General features: G+C 66.0%; 16 protein-coding genes, 1 tRNA gene and 1 pseudogene. 10 read left to right on the top strand and 8 right to left on the bottom strand.

What is annotated here, in order from left to right:
* Positions 1-20 precede the first annotated feature (20 nt).
* Genes argE through MWN34_RS10195 form a run of 5 tightly spaced genes read left to right on the top strand, consistent with a single transcriptional unit; the run spans position 21 to position 3,285 of the window.
* Positions 21-1,250 (top strand): acetylornithine deacetylase, encoded by a 1,230-nt coding sequence (gene argE, locus MWN34_RS10215; protein ID WP_247028965.1) that lies wholly within the window; start codon positions 21-23, stop codon positions 1,248-1,250.
* 27 nt (positions 1,251-1,277) lie between these two features.
* On the top strand, positions 1,278-1,700 hold the full coding sequence (locus MWN34_RS10210; RefSeq protein WP_247028964.1) for a RidA family protein: 423 nt from the start codon (positions 1,278-1,280) through the stop codon (positions 1,698-1,700).
* An 11-nt stretch (positions 1,701-1,711) separates the two neighbouring features.
* Entirely contained in the window at positions 1,712-2,389 is a 678-nt protein-coding gene (locus tag MWN34_RS10205) for a DUF1028 domain-containing protein (protein ID WP_247028962.1), read from the top strand.
* 6 nt (positions 2,390-2,395) lie between these two features.
* Positions 2,396-2,821 carry a GlcG/HbpS family heme-binding protein gene (locus tag MWN34_RS10200; RefSeq protein WP_247028960.1) on the top strand — a complete coding sequence of 142 codons (426 nt, stop codon included), beginning with the start codon at positions 2,396-2,398 and terminating at the stop codon, positions 2,819-2,821.
* A 17-nt stretch (positions 2,822-2,838) separates the two neighbouring features.
* On the top strand, positions 2,839-3,285 hold the full coding sequence (locus tag MWN34_RS10195) for a type II 3-dehydroquinate dehydratase (protein ID WP_247028958.1): 447 nt from the start codon (positions 2,839-2,841) through the stop codon (positions 3,283-3,285).
* 4 nt (positions 3,286-3,289) lie between these two features.
* Here the strand turns inward: MWN34_RS10195 and aguA are convergent, their stop codons facing one another.
* Together aguA and aguB are read right to left on the bottom strand one after the other, a co-directional pair.
* On the bottom strand, positions 3,290-4,378 hold the full coding sequence (gene aguA / locus MWN34_RS10190) for an agmatine deiminase (RefSeq protein WP_281502961.1): 1,089 nt from the start codon (positions 4,376-4,378) through the stop codon (positions 3,290-3,292).
* A gap of 16 nt (positions 4,379-4,394) precedes the next feature.
* Positions 4,395-5,288 (bottom strand): N-carbamoylputrescine amidase, encoded by an 894-nt coding sequence (gene aguB / locus MWN34_RS10185; protein ID WP_247028954.1) that lies wholly within the window; start codon positions 5,286-5,288, stop codon positions 4,395-4,397.
* Between the two features lie 261 nt (positions 5,289-5,549).
* On the opposite strand from aguB, the gene MWN34_RS10180 reads away from it, so the two are divergent.
* Both MWN34_RS10180 and MWN34_RS10175 read left to right on the top strand, forming a co-directional pair.
* Positions 5,550-5,624, top strand: a tRNA-Gly gene (locus tag MWN34_RS10180).
* A gap of 395 nt (positions 5,625-6,019) precedes the next feature.
* Positions 6,020-6,187 (top strand): annotated as a pseudogene (locus MWN34_RS10175) (DUF932 domain-containing protein); the annotation flags it as partial.
* A 407-nt stretch (positions 6,188-6,594) separates the two neighbouring features.
* Here MWN34_RS10175 and MWN34_RS10170 read toward each other — a convergent pair.
* The 3 genes from MWN34_RS10170 to MWN34_RS10160 are packed head-to-tail and all read right to left on the bottom strand — an operon-like array spanning position 6,595 to position 8,136.
* Positions 6,595-7,674 (bottom strand): acetamidase/formamidase family protein, encoded by a 1,080-nt coding sequence (locus MWN34_RS10170; protein ID WP_247028953.1) that lies wholly within the window; start codon positions 7,672-7,674, stop codon positions 6,595-6,597.
* A gap of 31 nt (positions 7,675-7,705) precedes the next feature.
* Entirely contained in the window at positions 7,706-7,897 is a 192-nt protein-coding gene (locus MWN34_RS10165) for a DUF1427 family protein (protein ID WP_247028952.1), read from the bottom strand.
* Between the two features lie 2 nt (positions 7,898-7,899).
* The gene (locus MWN34_RS10160; protein ID WP_247028951.1) at positions 7,900-8,136 is read right to left on the bottom strand and encodes a XapX domain-containing protein; all 237 of its coding nucleotides are present in this window, start codon (positions 8,134-8,136) and stop codon (positions 7,900-7,902) included.
* 458 nt (positions 8,137-8,594) lie between these two features.
* On the opposite strand from MWN34_RS10160, the gene MWN34_RS10155 reads away from it, so the two are divergent.
* Positions 8,595-10,880, top strand: coding sequence for an acetamidase/formamidase family protein (locus MWN34_RS10155; protein ID WP_247028950.1), 2,286 nt, complete (start codon positions 8,595-8,597; stop codon positions 10,878-10,880).
* A 127-nt stretch (positions 10,881-11,007) separates the two neighbouring features.
* Here MWN34_RS10155 and MWN34_RS10150 read toward each other — a convergent pair whose 3' ends face one another.
* Entirely contained in the window at positions 11,008-12,429 is a 1,422-nt protein-coding gene (locus MWN34_RS10150) for a polysaccharide biosynthesis/export family protein (RefSeq protein ID WP_247028949.1), read from the bottom strand.
* A 4-nt stretch (positions 12,430-12,433) separates the two neighbouring features.
* Positions 12,434-13,306, bottom strand: a complete 873-nt coding sequence (locus MWN34_RS10145; protein ID WP_247028947.1) for a glycosyltransferase family 2 protein — start codon at positions 13,304-13,306, stop codon at positions 12,434-12,436.
* Positions 13,307-13,614: 308 nt separating this feature from the next.
* On the opposite strand from MWN34_RS10145, the gene MWN34_RS10140 reads away from it, so the two are divergent.
* A complete protein-coding gene (locus tag MWN34_RS10140; protein WP_425532089.1) occupies positions 13,615-14,868 on the top strand; it encodes a glycosyltransferase in 1,254 nt (417 codons plus the stop codon).
* 103 nt (positions 14,869-14,971) lie between these two features.
* Here MWN34_RS10140 and MWN34_RS10135 read toward each other — a convergent pair whose 3' ends face one another.
* A complete protein-coding gene (locus MWN34_RS10135) occupies positions 14,972-16,135 on the bottom strand; it encodes a glycosyltransferase family 4 protein (RefSeq protein ID WP_247028944.1) in 1,164 nt (387 codons plus the stop codon).
* Positions 16,136-16,396: 261 nt separating this feature from the next.
* Between MWN34_RS10135 and MWN34_RS10130 the strand changes: the two genes are divergently transcribed.
* A complete protein-coding gene (locus MWN34_RS10130; protein ID WP_247028941.1) occupies positions 16,397-17,563 on the top strand; it encodes a glycosyltransferase family 4 protein in 1,167 nt (388 codons plus the stop codon).

Genomic DNA, 17,563 nt, shown 5'->3' with positions numbered 1-17,563 from the left:
GGAAAGCAGGGGACGCGGCATTGAACGAAGGTGCGCTGATGGCGATGGCGGCGGACGCGACCCCGGCCCGGATGATGGTGGGCACTGAGGCGCTGCTCGCCGATCTTATCGGTTTCGACAGCGTGAGCCGCCATTCCAACCGCGCCATCGTCGACTATATCGTGGCCCATCTCGCCAGCCATGGCGTGCCGAGCTACCTGCTGCCGAATGCGGCCGGCGACAAATGGGCCATCCTCGCCTCCATCGGTCCGCTCGACCGGCCGGGCGTTGTGCTCTCGGCCCACACCGATGTCGTCCCGGTCGAGGGGCAGGACTGGTCAAGCCCTCCCTTCGCCGCGACCACGCGCGGTGGTCGGATCTTCGGCCGTGGCGCGACCGACATGAAGGGCTTCATCGCCACGGTTCTTGCCGCGGTGCCGGATTTCATCGCCGCCGCCAGCGAAACGCCGATCCACATCGCTCTTTCCTATGATGAGGAACTGGGCTGCGCGGGGGCCGACGATCTCGTGGCCGCGGTGGCCGCGCTCCCCGCCCGCCCGGCGCTCTGCATCGTCGGCGAACCGACCGGGCTCAACGTTGCCTGCGCCCACAAGGGCAAGCTGGCGCGCCGACTGGTCTTCACCGGTCGCGGCGGACACTCCGCCTTGCCGCACCGGGCCGCCAATGCGGTGGAGGCCGCTGCGCGCATGGCGGTGGCGCTGGCCGATCTCGGCCGCGACCTGCGCCTGCGCAGCGATGCCGCCTTCGATCCCCCATGGTCGAGCGTGCATGTCGGCTCGCTTCATGGCGGCGGTGCGCTCAACCTCGTGCCCGATCGCGCGGTGCTGGAATTTGAGGTGCGTACCATTCCCGGCGAGGATGAGGCGGCGCTTGTCGCCCGGCTCGACGCGCTGGTTGAGGAGGCGCGCGCCGCCCTGAAGGCTCAGGCGCCGGAGGCCGATGTCGCGGTCGAGCCGATCAGCGCCTATCCCGGGCTCGCCACCGCGCCGGACAGCCGCGCCACGCGCCTTGCCTGCGATCTGGCGCAGATGGAAGGCGAGCCGGTCACGCTCGCCTTCGGCACCGAAGCGGGCCTCTACGCAAAGGCAGGCATTCCCACCATCGTGTGCGGGCCGGGCGACATTTCGCGGGCCCACAAGGCGGATGAGTGGATCGGGCGGGACGAGCTGGCGGCGGCCGGGGCCATGATGGCCCGCATCGCCGCCCGTCTCGGCACGCCCGTCGAGGACTGGCCGGCGTCGCCGGTCTGAGGATCACACTGGAGAGAAGCGTCGACCATGCCCGTCCACAAGCGCATCCGCCCCTTCAACACCAAGGACACCTATCCCGAGCAGAAGCTCGACAACGATCTCTGCCAGGCGGTGGTGGCACGGGGGACCATGGTGTTCCTGCGCGGCCAGATCGCGCAGGACCTCGACACCCGCGAGAGTCTGCATGTCGGCGATCCCGGAAAGCAGGCCGAGAAGGCGATGTCGAACATCAAGATGCTGCTGGAGGAAGCCGGCGGCGAGATGCAGCACATCTGCCGCATCGTGGTCTATCTCACCGACATTCGCTATCGCGAGGCGGTCTATCGCGAGATGGGCAAGTGGCTGAAGGGCGTGTTCCCGGTCTCCACCGGCCTCGTGGTGCCGGCCCTCGCCCGCCCCGAATGGGTGGTCGAGATCGAGGCTACCGCCGTCATCCCCGACGAAGCCTGAGGGAGCGCAGCGTGACCTTCTCCGTTTCCGCCCGCTGCGCGCGCACCGGCATGTTCGGCATCGCGGTGTCGTCCTCCTCGCCCTGCGTTGCGGCGCGCTGCGCCCATGCCCGCGCCGGGGTCGGCGTGGTTGCGACGCAGAACATCACCGACCCCATGCTCGGCCCCAAGGGGCTGGACCTGATGGCGTCCGGCCTTTCCGCCGATGCGGTGATGGAGCGCTTCCGTGAGGAGGCGCCACATTTCGACTACCGGCAGGTGGTGGTGCTGGACCGCGAAGGGCATGTCGCTTTCCATTCCGGCGCCAGGACGCTCGGCACCCATGCTGTCGCGGTGGGCAGGGATGTGGCGGCGGCGGGCAACCTGCTCGCCTCCACCGCCGTGCCAGAGGCCATGGTCGCCGCCTTCGAGGCCGAGCCTGAGGCGCCGCTGGGCGAGCGCATCCTCGCCGCCATGGCGGCGGCGGTGGCGGCGGGCGGCGAGGAAGGCCCGGTCCATTCCGCCGGCATGCTGCTGGTGGACAAGGTGGGCTGGCCGGTCGCCGACCTCAGGGTCGACTGGACGGAGGGCGACCCCATCGCGGAGCTCGCCGGGCTGTGGACATTGTGGCAGCCCCAGATGGACGCCTATGTGACGCGCGCGCTCGATCCCTCCACCGCGCCGTCCTACGGCGTGCCCGGCGACAAGTGAGGCCACATGCCCGTGACACGCCCGAGCCTGCGGCTCACCCATGACGGCGCGCTGAAAGCCCTTGGCGGCGCGCTGGACAAGGCCGAGGAACTCGGCGTGCCGCAGAACATCACCATCGTGGACGAGGGCGGCAACCTGCTGGCCTTCGTCCGCATGGACGGCGCCAAGTTGCTCTCGCGCGAGACCTCGCTGTCCAAGGCCGTCACCGCCGCCTCGCACCGGCAGCCCAGCTCCCGGCTCAACCCGGCCGACGAGGTGAAGCTCTCGCTCGCCGCCGGCCAGCGCCTCACCAATCTGGAGGGCGGCCTGCCGATCGTGATCGACGGCCACTGCATCGGCGCCATCGGTGTCGGCTCGGGCACCGGTGCGCAGGATGTCGAGGTGGCGCGGGCCGGGCTCAGGGCGATCGGCGCCGACGACCAGATTCCCTGAGGCCTGACGGATCAATCATGCACATCGCGGTCATCAGCGGTCCCAACACCAATCTGTACGGGCTCGACCCCTCCGGCCCCTATGGCACGCTCACCATCGCCGACATCGAGGCCGATTGCCGGCGGCGCGCGCAGGCGCTGGGGGCGAGCCTTGATTTCGCCCAGTCGAACCATGAGGGCGAGCTGGTGGACCTGATCCAGTCCTGCCGGCGTGGGGGCGCGCGGGAGGCCGACGGCCTCGTGATCAATGCCGGCAGCCTGTCCTACACCTCGATCGCCATACCCGACGCCCTCGCCGCCAGCGGCCGGCCGGCGATCCAGGTCCATGTCAGCAACGTCTTCACCCGGGAGGCCTTCCGTCACCACTCGCCGATCTCGGCAGTGGCCGTCGGCTGCATCATCGGGTTGGGCCCGACGGGCTATGGCATGGCGGTGGAGGCCCTGATCCGGCGGCTGACGGCCTGACAGCTCAGCCGGGCGTGCCGGCCGGCATCTGCTGGGTGATGCAGTGGATGTTGCCGCCGCCGAGCAGGATCTCGCGCGTCGGCAGCGCCACCACCTCGCGATCCGGGAACAGCCGGACGAGGATGGCACGCGCCTCCTCATCATGGCGCGGGTCGAGCGCAGGCATCAGCACGAAGCCGTTGCCGACGTAATAATTCACATAGGAGCCGCCCAGCCGCTCGCCGACGCCGCGATTCATGGTGCCGCCCGCGGCGACCTCCATCGCGACGGCTTCCTCCGGGGTACGGTAGAGCGGGCCGGGCAGCGGCAGCTTCACCACCTCCAGCGTGCGCCCCTGTGCGTCGCGGGCGCGGGTCAGACGCTCATAGGCGTCCTTCGAGATGGCGTGCTGCGGGTCGGCAGGATCCTCGCACCAGGTCAGTGCGACGACACCCGGCCGCACGAAGCAGGCGATGTTGTCGATGTGCCCACTGGTCTCATCGTCCACCAGACCGGACTCCAGCCAGATGACTGAAGACACCCCGAGATAGTCGCGCAGGCTGCGCTCGATCTCTTCGCGGGAGAGCGCGGGATTGCGGTTGGGATTGAGCAGGCACTCAGCCGTGGTCAGCACCGTGCCTTCGCCATCGACATGGATCGACCCGCCTTCCAGCACGAAGGGGGCGCGATATTCGGGTACGCCGGCCCGCGCCAGCACCTCACCGCCGAGGGCGCGGTCCTGCTCGAAATCGGGATAGAGCGCGCCCCAAGCGTTGAAATCCCAATGAATTCCCCGCACGCGGCCGCCCTTGTCGGTCACGAAGGTCGGCCCGCTGTCGCGACACCAGGAATCGTTGCTCGCCATCTCGACGACGGTCACGGAGGGCAGCAGGGTCGCACGGGCGCTGGCGAGCCCGGCCGGCGGCACCAGCATGGTGCAGGGCTCGAACCGCGCAATGGCGCCGGCCACCAGCGCGAAGGCCTGCTGCGCGGGAACCGCTCCGGCCCGCCAATTGTCGGGACGCATCGGCCAGATCATGTAGGTGCCGGCATGCGGTTCCCATTCCGCTGGCATGCGGAAGCCATCGGCCGCGGGGAGAGTGAGCAAAGTCATGGGGTTGCGGCCTCTCTCAGCGCGATCCGATACCGGCATGTGCATGGCGCCCGTCGAGGCTCAGCAGCGGCGTGTAGAGCTCCGGCCGGCGGTCGCGGAACACGCCCCAGGACTGGCGCTGCCGGGCGATGGCGTCGAGATCGAAGCTCGCCGTCAGCACGGCTTCCTCCTGTCCGGCCTCGGCGACCTTTTCGCCTGTCGGCCCGGCGATGAAGGAGGAGCCGTAGAAGGTGAGCGAGGTGGCGGCCCGCCCGGGCTCGGTCCCGATGCGGTTGGAGGCGAGGAGCGGCATGAGGTTCGCGCCGGCATGGCCCTGCATCACCCGCTGCCAGTGCGCGGCGGAATCGAGCTCCGCATCGTGCGGCTCGGAGCCGATGGCGGTGGGATAGAGCAGAATCTCCGCGCCCATCAGCGCCATGGCGCGCGCGCATTCGGGGAACCACTGATCCCAGCAGATGCCGATGCCGACACGCCCGACCGCCGTGTCCCACACGCGGAAGCCGGTGTCGCCGGGCGAGAAGTAGAACTTCTCCGTATAGCCCGGCCCGTCGGGAATGTGGCTCTTGCGGTAGATGCCGAGCACCGAGCCGTCCGCGTCGATCACCGCGAGGCTGTTGAACGCGGCCTGTCCCGCCCGCTCGAAGAAGCTGAGCGGCAGCACCACGCCAAGCTCGCGCGCCAGTGCCGAGAAATGCGCGATCAGGGGGTTGTCGTCCGCCGGTCTGGCGAGGGCGAGGAACTCGTAGAGCTGGTCCTGGCAGAAATAGGGGGTCTCGAACAGCTCCTGCAGCAGGATCAACCGGGCTCCGCGGCCGGCCGCCTCCCGTACCAGCTTCTCCGCACGGGCGATATTGCCGGGAATGTCCCAGTCGCAGGCCATCTGGGTGGCTGCCACGGTGAGTTCACGCATGCCTTCTTCCTTCGCAGGGTCGCCGGATTTCGCGCACCACGCCGGGAGGGGCGCCCTCAGGGCCTCCCATATTCCATTGGGAGAGACAAGCGGCAAGGCGTGCCGTTTTCATTGCTCGGCTGTCGGATCGCGGCGCTGTCGCATTCGATTTTTCCACTGGCTGTGGAAAGTGACGTGACAAGGCAGTTGCATTCGCCGGCGGCGTGGGGCATAGAGGCGCCACGTTCGACGCGCCGCCCGGCGCTGGCGAACAGGAGCGGTGCGGGTGTAGCTCAGGGGTAGAGCACAACCTTGCCAAGGTTGGGGTCGTGGGTTCGAATCCCATCGCCCGCTCCAATTTTCCTAGAAAAATCAGATATTTAGCAAGCGCCCTTCGGGGCGTTTTCTGCTTCCGAAGCTCTTGGCTGCGCGCGCTGGAAGCAAAACGGAAGCATCGGCACGAAAGTCGCCGGATAGCATGGCGCGCTGACGGCGCCCTTCCTCGCCTCTGCCAGGTGCAATGCGAGGTCGACAACGCCCGAAAATGGCCTATGCGTCATTTGCCCTGCAGTCCCCGGATGCCGATCTGTGGCCTATCCGAGCTCAGGCGGTCAGCTCGGCGGGCTCGGACAATCAATGACGTCATCGTCATCCACCGGTGGTTCTGGGAGCGGCGGAAGGAAGGCTCCGCTCGACGTAACGCATCTCCCGGTACCTCACCGTGCCGGTAAGAGTGAGAGGTCGGATGGGGATTCCTGCGCAACCGGGGCTTCTCCAAGGCCGACTCCGCCAAGATCATCGACACGGTGCTGGCCGAGGAAGGGCGCGAGGCCGAGAGCATCTTCGACTTCGTGCAGGGCATCATCGCCATCGCCTGCGACAAGCCGAACCAGGATGCGCGGCTCGATCGGGCAACCTGATTTCCGGAAAACCGGAGATGCGGACATCCGTGCCTCCGGCTTTGTGTCTTTTCACTTGTGCGGTTCTGGAGCGTCGCCCTCCAGAGTGAGAGGGCGGCGCTGCGCTTCGTGACGGGTCGGAGGTCGAGAGAGAGAGAGAGAGAGAGAGAGAGGCTCTTGGCCGCCCGCCGCGGCCTTCTTCGTCTCCGTCCGCGTGGTCAAGCAGCGTTTCAAGCTCGCCTCGGTATCGTCGGTGCTGCTGGAGGTCTATGGCGAGGACGGTATGACGCTCGACCAGATCATGGCCTTCACCTGGTTACAACCACGACCGCGAAGCGACGCATGCAAGGCCACCGCACGATAGAGAGCCTAATCGTCATGCTGGGCGACTCGGATGCACCGCGCCGCCCAGCCTTTCCTGCACTCTGTCAGCGCTTGATATCGCGCCGCATCGCCATGTGGATGCCCTTCACGCCATCGACCACCTGCGTCACGCGCAGATCGCCGGCGACAGAGCAGAGCGAATAGGCCTCGACCCGGGTGATGCCCCATTCGCGCACGAGAAGGTCGATCATCTCCAACACGGCCTCGCGCGCGGCCTCGTCGAGATCTTCGTTGAAACCGTGCGTGATCCAGAGTTCTGGCGTCTCCAGAACCGGATTCTTCATCGTGCGGCCGGGGTTATGCTCGCCTCTGCCCTTGTGGAGGATGAGCTGGATCGTGGCGTTCACATGCGCCTCGATGGCCGTGCCGTTCACCTCGCCATCGCCCTCCGCGAAATGGGTGTCGCCGGCCCAGAACAGCGCGCCCTTGCGGTTCACCGGATAGAACATGGCGGTTCCGGCGACAAATTCGCGGTTGTCAACATTGCCGCCCCAGGAGCCGGGTGGCACGGTGCTGAGGCGCCCGTCCTCCGCGGGGCAGACGCCCGCCGTGCCGAAATGCAGGCGCAGCGGCACCGCGATGCCTTCGGGCGCATGCTTGCGCTCCGAGGCCGGCACCGTGGTGATGCGACCAGGCACACCCTTCTCCGGGCTGTCATACTCGAACTGGAACACCGGCCGGGCGACGTTCTTGTGCACGTCGGCCTCATAGATCAGCACATGCTCCTTGCGGCCGAATTCCTCGTGCAGCAGACCCCACTGCGCGACGAAGTTGACGCCGTATTTCAGCCGGGGCGCCATGTGCAGCACGCGGCATTCGAGCGTGTCGCCGGGTTCCGCGCCTTCGATATAGATCGGTCCGGTGAGGATATGCACGCCGGGAGAGCGGGTCTCTTCCGGCACCTTCTCGTAGATCTCCCGGATAACGTCATCCATCAGATAGTCGGGTGCATCGCCGGCGTGGTGGCACAGGCACTCGATCTCGACATAGTCGCCGGAATTGACCCGAAGCACCGGCTCGACGCTGCCGTCAAAATAGCCCCACTGGATGGTTTCCAGCGTCGCGGGAAGATGATGGACCTTGTGGGAGGTCGTTTCGGCCTTGATTGGGGTCACCGCATTCATGGTCGTCTCCTGTCTTTTCTTGAGTTTTAATTCACCCGAAGGTGAGCTGTCCGCGCGCTGCGGCGACCGCCGCAAAGCCGATGAACGTGCCGATGATCGCGAAGATTCCGCCAAGAACATTCGGCGCGGGTATGGGAGCGCGTACGGTCGTGTAAAGAAGACCTGTCACCAGACCGACGGCTGCGGCCTGAAGTTCGATGGAGCCAATGGCAATATTGAGCATCGTCATTCTCCCGGAGCGAAGGATTTGTTGATCGCTGGCGGCGGCCCGAAAGCGACCTGTCCGCGTACTTTCTGCACGATCACGTAGCCAATGAAGGTGAAGATGATCGCGATAATGCCGCCGATCACGTTCGGCGCCGGAATGGGCAGTTCTAGCCACGAGTAGAGCGTACCGGTCACCAGACCGACGACAAGGGCAACAAGTTCATTTCGCCCCACATAGATGTAATGTATCGACATCCAAGCTTCCTCCCAGACGCCCGAAATCATCGGGCGGTCTTAATTGTTTTGATTGTTTTTCGATGGTACCGCGTGCTTTTCGCATCGGCACAGACGCGTCGGACGAAAGAGACGAAGCGTCAATTCCGTTAAGGTCTGAAGTGCGCTTCGACTGAGTTGCCAGATATTTTGGCGAAGTCCCTTTCCATCTCTCGCCCAAAGACGCTAGCGCGCGATTTTATTCGGCGCTACATGCTAATACTCGAGCCTTCGCCGAGGCGCCGCGTAGGCTACCGACGTGGCGGCGGCCGTAAAATACGGATTACCAACGGGTTGAGGCCATGCGCCGGCCCTTGGTCCGGCCCCAGCGATGCGCGATCGTCACAATCTTTGATCGCGCCCATCCCAATCGAGCGCCGCGATTTTGTTAAGCTTCCCTGACGGTGGCGATGCCGCCGGCGACCAAAGGGTGGCAAGCGATGAATGTCAGCCTCGCGACGATTCCGCTGGCGGCGCAGCGCGGCAAATGGGCCGAAGCGCTGGCCGATCTCGGCCTGCAGGAGGCGGGCGACACCGACACGCCCGTCTGGGCCGCCATCGACGTACGGACGGCACCCAGCGGGTCGCTTTTCGCCCGCATCCGCAGCGGCCCGACTGACCTCGCGTACCGCCCTGCTGCTGCCACCCGGGCGAGCGCTTATGTGATGTTCGACCGGACCTCTCCCGACGCTCTCAGCGAGGACGCGGCACTCCACATTAGCGACGGCGCGCTGCCCTGGCGCCTGGCCCTTGACGGCGAGGTCGATCTCCTCGTTCTGCGGGTACGACGGGACCTGATCTTTGGTGCGCTCGGCAGCAGCGCCTGCCCCTCGCCATTGCGGCTCGGCGGCGGGGTCCTTGGCCAGTCCGCGCGCCAGTTGCTCGGCACGATCCATGACCGTTTCGACGCGCTGGAGGCGATGGAACTCGCCCCGCTGGAGACGGCACTGATGGGGCTGTTGTCGTCACTCCTCCGTCTTGATCGCCGTATGGAGAAAGCGGGCGCAACGCAGGTGCAGTCCTCGCACTTCCAGCGCGTGACGGCGGCTGTGGAGGCAAAGCTGTCCCAACCTGAACTCGCCATGCGCGATGTCGCAGCGAGCGAAGGCATGTCGCAACGCTACCTGCAAAAGCTGTTCGAGCTTCATCACACGACTTTCTCGGATTTCGTGCGCACGCGCCGGCTTGAGAAAGCGCGCGCGGCCCTGCAGTCGCAGGACCAGAAGAGCGCCAGCATCGCGCAGATCGCGTTCCAGTGCGGTTTCAGCGACCAAGGACATTTCAGCCGCCTGTTCCGCGCCGCCTTCGGCCTCACGCCCCGCGCGTGTCGTGCGATGGCGCAGGAGCCCGCGATAGCCAGACCGTATAATCGCGGGCGACCGACTGGAACCCATCACGCCGGGCAGTCAATCACAGCGGACGCCCCAAGGCCGCTTCCTCATCAGGAGAGCCATGCGCGCGAAGGCGAGCCGCTACGGATGCGGGCTCACGCGGAAACGGTCCACTGGGGCTTTCTGAGCCGCGATATCCCGCCGGTTCTCAGGGTCCCGTCAGGCTCGGAGGTTGTGATCGAGACATTGACCCAACACGCCTCGGACGATCATGACCGCATGATCCGCGGCGATGCCGGTGCGGAAAGTGTGTTCCACTGGACCGCCGAGGGCAAGAATGTCGAACGTCGCGGTGCAGGCCCGCTCGATGCCTCGCTGCTCGGCCGCGGCGCGGGAGAAGGCTTCGGCGTCCACATCCTGACGGGACCGATCTTCATCGAGGACGCGGCGCCTGGCGACATACTGGAAGTCCAGATACTCGACATCGCGCCCCGGCCGAGCGCCAACCCTGACTTCGAGGGTCGATGCTTCGCGAGCAACACCTCCACCTGGTGGGGCTACCAATATTCGGACTATCTCGACAGCGCGGATTTCCGCGAGGTCGTCACCATTTTCGAGGTGGAGCCCGACGGCGACACCGCCCGCGCGGTCTATTCGTTCCGCTGGACACCACAGACCGACCCCTACGGTATCCGCCACCCGATTATCGACTATCCCGGCGTGCCGGTCGACCACTCGACTGTCACCAAGACCTTCGACCCGATGCCAAACATAAGGGTGCCGCTGTTTCCGCATTTCGGCTGCATGGCGGTCGCGCCAAAGGAGCATGTGCTGGTCGATTCCATCCCACCGGGCAATTTCGGTGGCAATCTCGACAATTGGCGCGCAGGCAAGGGATCGACGCTCTATCTGCCCGTGCTGGTGCCCGGCGCACTGTTTTCGGTGGGCGATGGACACCTCGCGCTGGGCGATGGCGAGGTGAATGGTACGGCGCTGGAATGCTCGCTGAACGGTACATTCCGCTTCATCCTGCACAAGAAAGGCGAGACGGCGAGCAAGCCGTTCCTTTCCGGCCTCAACTGCCCGCTCTTGGAAACTCCGGCGGAGTTCGTCATCCACGGGTTCAGCTATCCCGACTATCTGCGAGATCTCGGACAGGACGCGCAGGCTGAGGTCTATAGGCGCTCGTCGCTCGATCTCGCGCTACGCTCGGCCTTTCGTGCCACGCGAAAATTCCTCATGGATGCGTGGACTCTAGACGAGGACGCGGCCACGACCTTCATGTCCACCGCCGTCGATTTCGGCATCACGCAGGTTGCGGATGGCAACTGGGGTATCCACGCTGTCATTCCTAAAGCGGCTTTCGTGCCGGAACATTGCGTCGATAACGGTTGAGTATATGAAGCTGACGAGGCGTCACCAGCATAGAGCTGTGAACCGCCCCGCGTTTTCCAGACGCCCGCTGCTTTGGCTTTGTGCTGCCGTTAGCGCGACGCCAGACAACATATGCCGCCCTCTATCTTCAAGGCTGGGCACCCAGCGTCTGAAGCGGGGCGCTGCCGGAGTCGAGGGTGGGGTCGTCCGGGTCATCCGGCAGGGGCAGGGTCACCTTCAGCGTGTCGCCGGGCTGGACCAGCGTCGTCTCGGTGGCGTCGATCTCGGTAATTTCGGTTCCGGTGTTTCGGACGATCACATAGCTTGCCTCGGTCTGCAGGCCGCGATTGCGCTGCTGATACCGGTGGGGCGCGACCACGCTGGCTTCGTAGAGAAGCTGCTGGGCGGTCTTCATCTTCTGGCGGGTGTCGTCGATCTTGGCCTGGGTGGCGCGCAGGTCGGCGGTCAGCTCGTTGGTGCGCGTGTTCTTCAGGTCGTTCATCGAGATGTCGGCGCGGCTGCTGTCCTGCCGCACGCGCAGCAGCTCCGTCTCGAGCCGCAGCTTGTCGCCCTGGATCTGCGCGACGGTGCGCTCCAGCCCAAGCTGGCGGGATGAGACCGCGTAGCCCTTCTCCACCAGGCCGGAGATGGTCTGAAGCTCCTGGTTGACCAGCGCCATCTGCTTGTCCTGGGCATCGAGCTGGCCCTGAAGGGTGACGACTTCCTTGTCGAGGAATGATTTCAGGTTCACCAACGCATCGTTCTGCGACTTGAAGGCGTCCCGCCGGCCGACGAAGATCTGGCGTTCCTGCTGCATCAGCAGCGTGATGGCGCGCTCATCCGTTCGCTTCATGAGTTCGGGCGAGAAGGCGATATCGGCGGCATTGTCCAGCTCGGACTGCAGCCGGGCGAGCTTGGCGCGCAGCGCGTCGAGCTCCTGGCCGAGCACGGTGATCTCGCCGCGGCCGGAAATGACGTCGCGCCCGAGCCGCATCATGCCGGCATCGGCTGGACGCTGGATTCCCCCGGCGATGGCGACCGCCTGCAGCACGGTGAGTTTGGGCCGGTAAGGATAGGGGCCCGGCTTCGCCACTTCGCCGGTTGCGTAGAAGGGGCGGAACGAGGAAATCTCGATCGCGACACGCGGCACCTCGGCAAGGCCCATGAGGTGCTGCAGGCTTTCGCCCACCTCGCGGCCGATATCGGCGGATGTGCGCCCGCTGGCCTGTACCGTGCCGATGAGCGGCAGCTCGAGATGGCCTTCCGGATTGACCGCGAATTCACCGGTCATGGACTGCCATTCGAAGATCTCGTCCTGCGTCGCCCGCCATTCGAGAACCTTCAGGCGGATCTTGTCCTCTGGTCCGAGGCGATATTCATTGCTCGCGGTGCTCGCGGTGCTCGCGGTGCTCGCGGCCGCCACGTCCGACGCGCTCGCCGTGCTGGTCCACAGGGCGATGGCGGCAACGGCGATGGCGAGGGCTGTCGTGCGCTTCACGGCGTGAAGGAGCGGAAACCGCCCGGCCGCCGGCGGGTTGCTCTGTCCGGGTGTGTGGCGTTGATGGTCCATTGCCTTACAGCTCCAGAACATATTCGGGCTCGACGCGACCCGTGAACAAATGGCGGATGCCAATAAGGTTGCCCTTGAGCCGCCCGCGCCGATCGACATGGGGTTCCGGTGACAGGCTCCTGGCGACATTGGCGCAGAGATTGCGGATGACCAGCTCTGCCGCGAATCGTACCGGCATGGTGCCCTTGCGGGCGAGATACACCGGGTTGACCACCTGCGAATAACCAAAGCGCACGCCGCTGACGCGACCGCTCTTGATCCCGAGATGAACCCCGAGCAGCGAGGCGAGGCGCACGATGCGGCCATGCCGGCGCATCTGGGCGGTGAAGTCGATGTCTTCCTGCCAGCCATAGAGCGGCAGCTTCTCGTCGAACCGCACGTCGCCGATCGCGCTTGCCCGGATCGACATGTTGCACCCATAGGCACCGGGATGATCGACCGGGTCGTGATAGGGCGGCGGGTCGATCGCGGCCTGGCGGAGGATGGCGAAGCCTTCCTCGAAGCTGCAGCCGGTGTCGCGCGCGCCGTCGCGCAGCACGTCGCCCATCAGCACGGCGTAATCGGCATGTTCCGTGAACGCGCGCTCGATTTCCTCGAGATAGTCGACAGCCGGCAGGAAATCGTCGTCGAAGAAGGTCACCACGTCAAAGTCGCCCACGACCTGCTCCAGCGCCCGGTTGCGCTGCGCACACAGGCCGCGCGCGCCCAGAACCAGCGACACGGGGTAGGAAAAAGCCTGCCCGCTCTCGATGTGGCTTTCATCGGGCGCGGTGATGAAGACGTGGTCGGGCAGCCTACGTTGTTCTTCGAGATACGAAAGAAGACGGCTTACGACCGCCTTGCGACCCAGCGTCGGGATCACGACGGCAAGTTTCATGCGGTTCACTCGCGGGTTCGGCAATCTGCCAGCGGCAGGGTCAATGAATAATCTCCGGAGGATAGGCCGCACCGCAACGGAAGGGGCCGCGTCAGGCGGCGGTTTTCGTATCAATCCGACTGAACCTGGATGCGCAAAAGGCCATACCTGCGAGAAGGAGGTGGGGCACATCCGTTCGGAGGATGCAGATACGCCTAAAGCGCTTCCACCGCGCCCGCCTTCGCTCTTTCTCCGATGGTGTCCGGATGAAAACCTTCGCGGACCAGCGGTGTTTTCATCATATCATTTTTCACGTGGATTTTCGGCTTATGAGCGATGTAGCGGTCGAGCCGCCTGCAGCCGCAGTGACAGCCCGTCCCCTCACGACCCAAGGACCGGCGACGCTTTCTGCAGGACACAGCTCTCCTTTCACCTCCGTGGGTAGCATCGCCCTCGTCCATGACTGGTGTCCGTCGTTCCGAGGCGGCGAGCGGGTGCTTGCCGAGCTGTGCAAGATCACGGGATCGACGGATGTCTACACGCTGTTCGACTTCCTGACGGCGGACGTAAAGGAAGACTTCTTTCCCGGCGTCTCGTTTCACACCTCCGCGGCCGACCGCCTGCCGCTGATCGAGAAATACTACCGCTCGCTCTTCTTCCTCTGCCCGTTTCTGATCGAGCAGTTCGACGTTACGCAGCACGACGCGGTCATTTCATCGTCGGCGGCCTTCGCGCGTGGCGTGCTTACCCGGCCCGACCAGCCCCATCTGTGCTATGTGCACAGCCCGGTGCGCTATGCCTGGGACGAGCAGTTCTCCTATCTGAGCGAGGGGCGGCTCGGCTATGGGCCGAAGGGGCTGCTGTTCCGCCACATGCTGCACAATCTGCGCATATGGGACACTCGCACTGCCCATGGCCCGGACGTGATGCTGGCGAATTCCTGCTATGTGCGCGACCGCATCCGCCGTATCTACGGGCGGGATGCCGAGGTGGTGCATCCGCCGGTGCCGATCGATCCTTCCGGAAGCGAATACATCGCAACCAAGGACGATTACTATGTGACGGCCTCGTTCCTGGCGCCTTACAAACGCACCGACCTCGTCATCCGGGCCTTCAACGAGATGCCGACGCGGCGGCTGGTGGTGGTCGGCGACGGCCAGCAGGCCCGCTCGCTGCGCTCCCTGGCGACCGGTAGCAACATCGAGTTCACGAGTTACCTGCCGCGTCCCGATTATGTCTCGACCGTGGGCCATGCACGGGCGCTGGTCTTTGCCGGCTGCGAGGATTTCGGCATCGCCATGGCCGAAGCGCAGGCCTATGGCACGCCGGTCATCGCCTTCGGGAGAGGCGGAGCGCGCGACATCGTCCGCCCGCTGGGCTCGTCGACAGAGCCCACCGGCCTCCTGTTCCGCCAGCAGACCGTGGAGTCCATCAAGGACGCGATCGGCTGTTTCGAGGTCAATGAGAGCGACATCTCACCGGATGCCTGCTGGTTGAACGCGACCCGCTTCTCACCCGAGCGTTTCCGCGTTCAGATCGAGCAGGCGATGGAGCGGGCCGTGGCCATGCGGAATTCCGTCTGACAGACGATGATCCAAGAAAAACCGGGCGGCCCGCGCAAACGGGTCGCCCGATCTCTTTCGGGGACAGACAGGGGATGAAGGGGGCGGTCGTCCCGGTGCCCGTTCAGACTAGGATCCTGTGTGCGATTCCGCCGGCCTTCCCGGCTCCCCACCGGGCTTCGGCGAGTCCGTCGAGCGCAGCCATCGCCTCGAGATAGAGACCGGCCGAGACGTGCCAGGAGAAGCGCTGGGTACGCTTGTGTCCTGCCGCGATCATCCGCTCGCGCAAGCCCTCCTCCCGGCGCAGTCGCGCGAAGCGGTCCATCCAGGCGTCGGGGTTGCCGGGCGAGGCATAGAGCGCCGCCGGGCCGCAGACCTCGGGCATGCTGGCGGTGTCGGAGGTCACCACGGGGCAGCCGATCGCCATGGCTTCGAGCAGTGGCAGCCCGAAGCCCTCGACGAAGGACGGGAAGGCGAGACAGAGCGAATCCTGCAGCAGCGCCGCCAGCGCATCGTCCGACAGCCTGCCCAGCCAATGGATGTTCTCGCCTGTCGCCCGGTCGCCGCCATTGCGCAGCACCCGCCCGTCCACATTGCCTACGATGGCGAGCTGCAGGTCCTGCGCCGCGAGGCGATCGGCGATGCCGAGCAGGAGGTCCATGTTCTTGTGAGGCGCCGGGCTTCCGAGCAGCACGATGGTGCCCGGCCCGGCGACGGCGCGCGTGGCGGGCGTATGCTGCGGGTGCCAGTGGCGCGTGTGCTCGTGGCCATTGGGGGCGACCAGCAGCTTGTCGGCGGCACAGAGACCGCGCTCGGTCAGCTCGCCCGCCGAATGGTGCGACACCGTTGAAATCATGGCGGCGGCGCGCCCGATGGCCGGCACCATGACGCGCTGGAGCAGGCGGAAGGGCACGGAATAGCTCTGCGGAAAGCTGCGCGTACTGACGTCGTGTATGCAGGCGATCTGCCGGCGATGAAGCAGCGGCCCGCCATTGCCGAGGCTGATGAGACCACCTTCGAGGCCGCGGGGCAGGCTGAACTGTTCCCACAGATGCCCGGAGGCCAGCGGCCCGCGGGCCGGCCCGACCACACGGGGCCGGATCGCCGTGAGATGGAGCGTGGTCGCCGCGCCGGCAGGCACCAGCAGTTCGACATCGAGGCCCCGTGTCAGCGGATCTCCGGCAGCGATCCGGCGGTCCAACGCTTCCACGATCTCGCGGGCATAGCGCTGGACACCTGTGACCTTCTGGGTCAGGAACCGGCCATTGATGGCCCAGTGACGCCGCATAGCGATGATCCAGCCAAAATATGCTTGCGCGGCAGGATTTGCCGGCACCTCATTCTCCCACCCGTTTGCCTCGGGGTGGCGCACGCCTAAGGTGGGGTTGCATGACCAAAAGTGACCTGCCTTCTCCCTTGCGTCAGCACTGCTACCGCTTTTCCTGCCCCAGCGGCCGCAATGCGTTGCCGGAGGGGACGCGGGCTGGGACCAGAATGGGGCAAGGATCCAGCGCCGGGGTTCCGTACGCTCCGGCTTGCGCGAGGTTGCATGTTCAGGCCTGACGAGGACGAGGGCGGCCGGCGCCTCCCGCAGACGCCGCCGATGACCCGCCGATGGACCATCAATGGCGACTTCACCACTCTCAGCCCGACGGGGGTTGCGCGCTATGCGCGGGAGGTGACGCTGGCGCTGGACGCGCTACTCGACGAGGGGCACCCCTTGACCCTTGGCCTTTCGCTGGACCTCGTCATGCCCCGGCCGCCGGCCGGCGATCTCGGGCTGCAGGCGATCCCCACGCGCCTCGTTCCCGAATATGCCCGCCCCCGCCTCCCGCAGTTCTGGGTGCAGGCGCAATTGCCACGCCATGTGCCGGGAGGTCTGCTCAGCTTCTGCAATCTTGCACCCGTCGGCGTGAGGCGGCAGATCGTCTGCATCCACGATCTGCAGACCTTCACCTCGCCGGCGAGCTATTCGCGCGGCTTCCGGCTGGCGCATCGCGTCGTCCTGCCGTTGCTCGGCCGGCGCGCCGCGGCCGTCACCACGGTGTCGAGCCTGTCGCGCGACGATCTGGTCCGCTTCGGCGTGGCGCCGGCGGAGAAGATCGTGGTGACCTATAATGGCAGCGACCATGCGCGCGGATGGAAGCCGGAGCGTTCGACGCTCCGGCTTGGCGGCGAGCGTCCCTTCGCACTCTGCCTGTTGCGCAACCAGCCGCACAAGAACCCTGACCTGCTGATCCGCCTCGCCCGCCCGCTCGACGCTCTCGGCGTCGACCTTGTCATGATGGGCCAGCTCGATGCGGAACTGGAGGCACGGGTGCAGCGGGAGGGAGCGCCGAACATCCGCCTGCTCGGCCGCATCAGCGACGATGACTTCGCTGCCGTGCTGAAGCAGGCCCTGTGCTTCCTCTTTCCCTCGCGTACCGAAGGGTTCGGACTGCCGGTCGTCGAGGCGATGAGCTGGGGCTGTCCCGTGATCTCCTCGAACGCGCCCTGCCTGCCGGAGGTCTGCGGCGAGGCGGCGCTGTTCGCCGATCCCGATGACGATGCAGCGTGGGTGGCAGCGGTGCAGCGTGTGCTGGCCGATGCGCCGTTGCATCGGCGCCTGGCGGCCGCCGGCCGGGAGCGCGCCGCCTATTTCAGCTGGCGTCGCATTGCCGTGACCTATCTCGGCTTGATGGCCGGGATCGACGCGAAAGACCCGGTGACGGCGTAG

The organism is Ancylobacter crimeensis, assembly GCF_023016805.1.
Taxonomy (GTDB): domain Bacteria; phylum Pseudomonadota; class Alphaproteobacteria; order Rhizobiales; family Xanthobacteraceae; genus Ancylobacter; species Ancylobacter crimeensis.
The sequence above is the reverse complement of the archived record's forward strand: the minus strand, read 5'-3'. Positions and strand labels throughout refer to the sequence as shown.

Bases quoted from the DNA above. Each gene is read 5' to 3' on its own strand.
- aguB (WP_247028954.1), bottom strand. From the start codon at position 5,288: ATGCGTGAACTCACCGTGGCAGCCACCCAGATGGCCTGCGACTGGGAC.
- MWN34_RS10200 (WP_247028960.1), top strand. From the start codon at position 2,396: ATGCCCGTGACACGCCCGAGCCTGCGGCTCACCCATGACGGCGCGCTG.
- MWN34_RS10130 (WP_247028941.1), top strand. From the start codon at position 16,397: ATGTTCAGGCCTGACGAGGACGAGGGCGGCCGGCGCCTCCCGCAGACG.
- MWN34_RS10165 (WP_247028952.1), bottom strand. From the start codon at position 7,897: ATGCTCAATATTGCCATTGGCTCCATCGAACTTCAGGCCGCAGCCGTC.
- MWN34_RS10155 (WP_247028950.1), top strand. From the start codon at position 8,595: ATGAATGTCAGCCTCGCGACGATTCCGCTGGCGGCGCAGCGCGGCAAA.
- MWN34_RS10210 (WP_247028964.1), top strand. From the start codon at position 1,278: ATGCCCGTCCACAAGCGCATCCGCCCCTTCAACACCAAGGACACCTAT.
- MWN34_RS10140 (WP_425532089.1), top strand. From the start codon at position 13,615: ATGAGCGATGTAGCGGTCGAGCCGCCTGCAGCCGCAGTGACAGCCCGT.
- aguA (WP_281502961.1), bottom strand. From the start codon at position 4,378: ATGACTTTGCTCACTCTCCCCGCGGCCGATGGCTTCCGCATGCCAGCG.
- MWN34_RS10160 (WP_247028951.1), bottom strand. From the start codon at position 8,136: ATGTCGATACATTACATCTATGTGGGGCGAAATGAACTTGTTGCCCTT.
- MWN34_RS10135 (WP_247028944.1), bottom strand. From the start codon at position 16,135: ATGCGGCGTCACTGGGCCATCAATGGCCGGTTCCTGACCCAGAAGGTC.
- MWN34_RS10145 (WP_247028947.1), bottom strand. From the start codon at position 13,306: ATGAAACTTGCCGTCGTGATCCCGACGCTGGGTCGCAAGGCGGTCGTA.
- MWN34_RS10150 (WP_247028949.1), bottom strand. From the start codon at position 12,429: ATGGACCATCAACGCCACACACCCGGACAGAGCAACCCGCCGGCGGCC.
- MWN34_RS10170 (WP_247028953.1), bottom strand. From the start codon at position 7,674: ATGAATGCGGTGACCCCAATCAAGGCCGAAACGACCTCCCACAAGGTC.
- MWN34_RS10195 (WP_247028958.1), top strand. From the start codon at position 2,839: ATGCACATCGCGGTCATCAGCGGTCCCAACACCAATCTGTACGGGCTC.